3 protein-coding genes are annotated in these 3028 nt (G+C 61.6%); 2 read left to right on the forward strand and 1 reads right to left on the reverse strand.

Going from position 1 to position 3028, the window contains the following annotated elements; all coding sequences use genetic code 11:
• Nucleotides 1–136 precede the first annotated feature (136 nt).
• The gene (locus tag EN925_RS30060) at nucleotides 137–1165 is read left to right on the forward strand and encodes an alpha/beta hydrolase (protein ID WP_245461003.1); all 1029 of its coding nucleotides are present in this window, start codon (nucleotides 137–139) and stop codon (nucleotides 1163–1165) included.
• A 10-nt stretch (nucleotides 1166–1175) separates the two neighbouring features.
• On the opposite strand, the gene EN925_RS30065 is transcribed toward EN925_RS30060, so the two are convergent.
• Nucleotides 1176–2102 carry a DMT family transporter gene (locus EN925_RS30065; RefSeq protein ID WP_013530053.1) on the reverse strand — a complete coding sequence of 309 codons (927 nt, stop codon included), beginning with the start codon at nucleotides 2100–2102 and terminating at the stop codon, nucleotides 1176–1178.
• Nucleotides 2103–2389: 287 nt separating this feature from the next.
• Here EN925_RS30065 and EN925_RS30075 point away from each other — a divergent pair.
• The coding region (locus tag EN925_RS30075; protein ID WP_245487344.1) for an MBL fold metallo-hydrolase at nucleotides 2390–3028 on the forward strand (639 nt) is incomplete at its 3' end.

Consider the following 3028-nt stretch of genomic DNA (forward strand, 5'->3'; position numbering starts at 1 on the left):
CGCAACATCCCGGACGGACTTGAAGAGTTCATTGTCTGCTGCCGGCGCCCGCCGGTCGAACACGGCGTTCGACAGGTCCAAAGCGGGATGCCCGCCTATGAAGTGATCCGGTACCCATTCGGTGTATGCATCGCCCATGGAACATAACCTCATTAACCGGATTATACGGTTACATGATGTAACCACTATCATACGGATACGTGGTGTCAAAGCCAGCGCGTCGCCAGATCGGCGCGGAACCCCTGGGAGGGAGAGGATGTGCAGCAATCGTTACAAGACCCGCCACGAAACCATCAATGTCGACGGCCTCGACATCTTCTACCGTCATGCCGGCGATCCCCGCAGACCGGCAATCCTGCTGCTGCACGGATATCCGACTTCGTCGCACGTCTATCGCAATGTCATCGAACCGCTGGCGGAGACAGCCTATGTGGTGGCGCCGGATCTGCCCGGTTTCGGCTTTTCGTCCGCCCCTTCCATCGATGCCTATGACTACACGTTCGACAACCTGGCCAGCACGATCGAAGCCTTCATCGAGGCCCTCGGCCTCCAGCGATTCTTCCTCCACATCACTGACTTCGGCACGCCCGTCGGCTATCATCTCGCCACACGGCGTCCGGATCGCATCCTCGGCCTGATCGCCCAGGACAGCAACGCTCATGACGAGGGGCTGGGACCGGAATGGGACGCGCCGAAGGCGTTCTTCGCCGAACCGACTGAAGAAAACCGCGCCAAACTGCCGGACTGGATGAATTTCGAGGGGACCCGAAACCAATATATCGGCGGTCTCCCCGAGCGTCTGAAAGTGTTGTTTCCGCCCGAGGGTTGGTATCTCGATACGGAGCGCCTGGCGAGGCCCGGCAACACCGACATTCAGTTCGAACTCTTCACCGATTATGGCTCGCACATCGCGCGCTTCCCGGCCATCCAGGCCTATCTCCGCGACCAACAGCCAGCATGCCTGGTGCTGTGGGGGCGCCACGACGCCTTCTTCGCGCTGGACGAGATCATGGCCTACAGCCGCGATCTCGACGCCGTCGAAATCCATGTCTTTGAGAGCGGGCACATGCTTCTCGAAACGCATCATCGCCAATGCGCGGCTCTCATCGCTCACTTCATGCACGAGGTGGAGACTGGGGTATTTCGCGATCCTGCGGGGCGTTGAACGTCGACGTTCAAACCGCCACTTCGATGGGCTCGGCAAGCCTGGGATTGGCCCGCGCGGCGATCAGGCAGCCGGCGACGATCAGGCACGCTCCCGTCAGCGTGGTCCAGGTCGCCTCCTCGCCGAAGAAGAACCAGCCAAGCGCGACCGCCCAGATGAAGGCCGAGTATTCCGTCGGGATCAGATATTGCGCTTCGGCGCGGGCGTAGGACCAGCTCATCAGGAATTGCCCGGCGAGCGACAGCACCGTCACCCCGGCCAAAGGAAGCCAAAGATCGCTCGGCAGGGCGACGGCAAGCCAGGGTGCCGCGAGGCCTAGCAGGATGGCAACGCAAAGGTTCTGGAACAGCATGATCTCGATCGGCTTGGCCAACTGCGCCTGTTGCCGGGCGAGGATCAGATTGTATCCGTAGAACACCGTCGACACGAGCACCGCTGCCGTGCCGAGCATGGCGTCCTGCGAATAGTCTGCCTGCCCGAACTGGCCGGCCATGATGATGGCGACGCCGGCGATGCCGGCCAACGATGCCCAGACAGCCTGGCGTCGGATCCGTTCGCCCAGCAGTAGCGCGGCGAGAAACAGCGCAAACAAGGGCGCCACGAAGCTGAGCCCGATCGCCTCCGCGAGCGGCAGCCTGGCCAAGCCCCAGAAGAAGGATATCAGCACGACGCCGACAATTGCGGCACGCAGCGCATGCAGCCTCAGCACCGGAATGGTCGGCTTTAAGCGTGGTCCCGCCAACCAGGCTGCGCCCGCGACCACGGCCGCGACCATGCTGCGCCACAGCAAGGTGTTGTAGACCCCGACCGCGATGACCAGGATCTTCATCGCCGCATCCATCCCGGACAGCAGGAAGATCGCAAGCGCGCATACGAGCACCGGGATCATCGGGGAAACGGCGCCGGTCAGGCTGGATGTCTTCACGGCTTCACTCATGTGACGGATCGCAGCCGGATATATCAGGGCAAAGGGCGCGACCAGATGGCAGCCCGGTCGATGTAGCAGTCCAACCCCGATTGGGCCGAGGCTATCGTGACATCAGGGTATCAGCACCATGCCGGCGAGTTGAACGAAACGGACCGCCTCGCCGACTGCATCATCCGGCCACGGCAGGCGACGCACGCACACATGGCACAGATCGAATTGACGGGGCGGGTTGCCGACGCAGCTGGCCCGTCGCATGTTGCCGGTTGTCTACAGACGGATCGGAAAAAATGCACCGCATGGCTTCGGGCGACCTTTATCAGACCTACGATCTTGGTGACTTGCGCATCACCTCCTTGCGCGATGGCTATGTCGACATGCCGATCGGACGGCTTCGGCAACCCGGCGACAAGCCGTTTGGCGATGAATTGCCGCAACAAGTCGCATTGGTTGATGGTCAACTCAGACTGTCCGTCAATGCCTTCGCGATTGACGATGGAGACGGAATCATCCTGATCGATACCGGTGCCTCGAACGCCTGGCATCCCACCATGGGCCGACTTCCCGAGGCGCTGGACGAAGCTGGCATCGATGCCGGACGAGTTCGTGCCGTCTGTTTCACCCACACCCATCTCGACCACATCCACGGTCTTGTGCTTGCCGACGGCCGCGACGCTTTCCCGCGCCTGGCGCGCTTGCTCGTTCCCGGGGAAGAACTTGGCTTTTTTCGCGCCGAAGTGCGGCTCGAACGATTTCACAGCATGGCGGAACCATTCGAGGCCGGAGACCGTATCGGGACAGATGTCGACATTGTCGAAGCCCATGGCCATGAAGCGGGACACAGCTGCTTTCGTGTTTCGAGCGGTGGCGAACGCATTCTGATTTGGGGCGACACCGTTCACGTCCCATCGCTCCAGTTCGATCGACCTGAGGTGACG

The sequence above is a fragment of the Mesorhizobium sp. M7A.F.Ca.US.006.04.2.1 genome (genome assembly GCF_004022915.1).
Classification (GTDB): domain Bacteria; phylum Pseudomonadota; class Alphaproteobacteria; order Rhizobiales; family Rhizobiaceae; genus Mesorhizobium; species Mesorhizobium ciceri.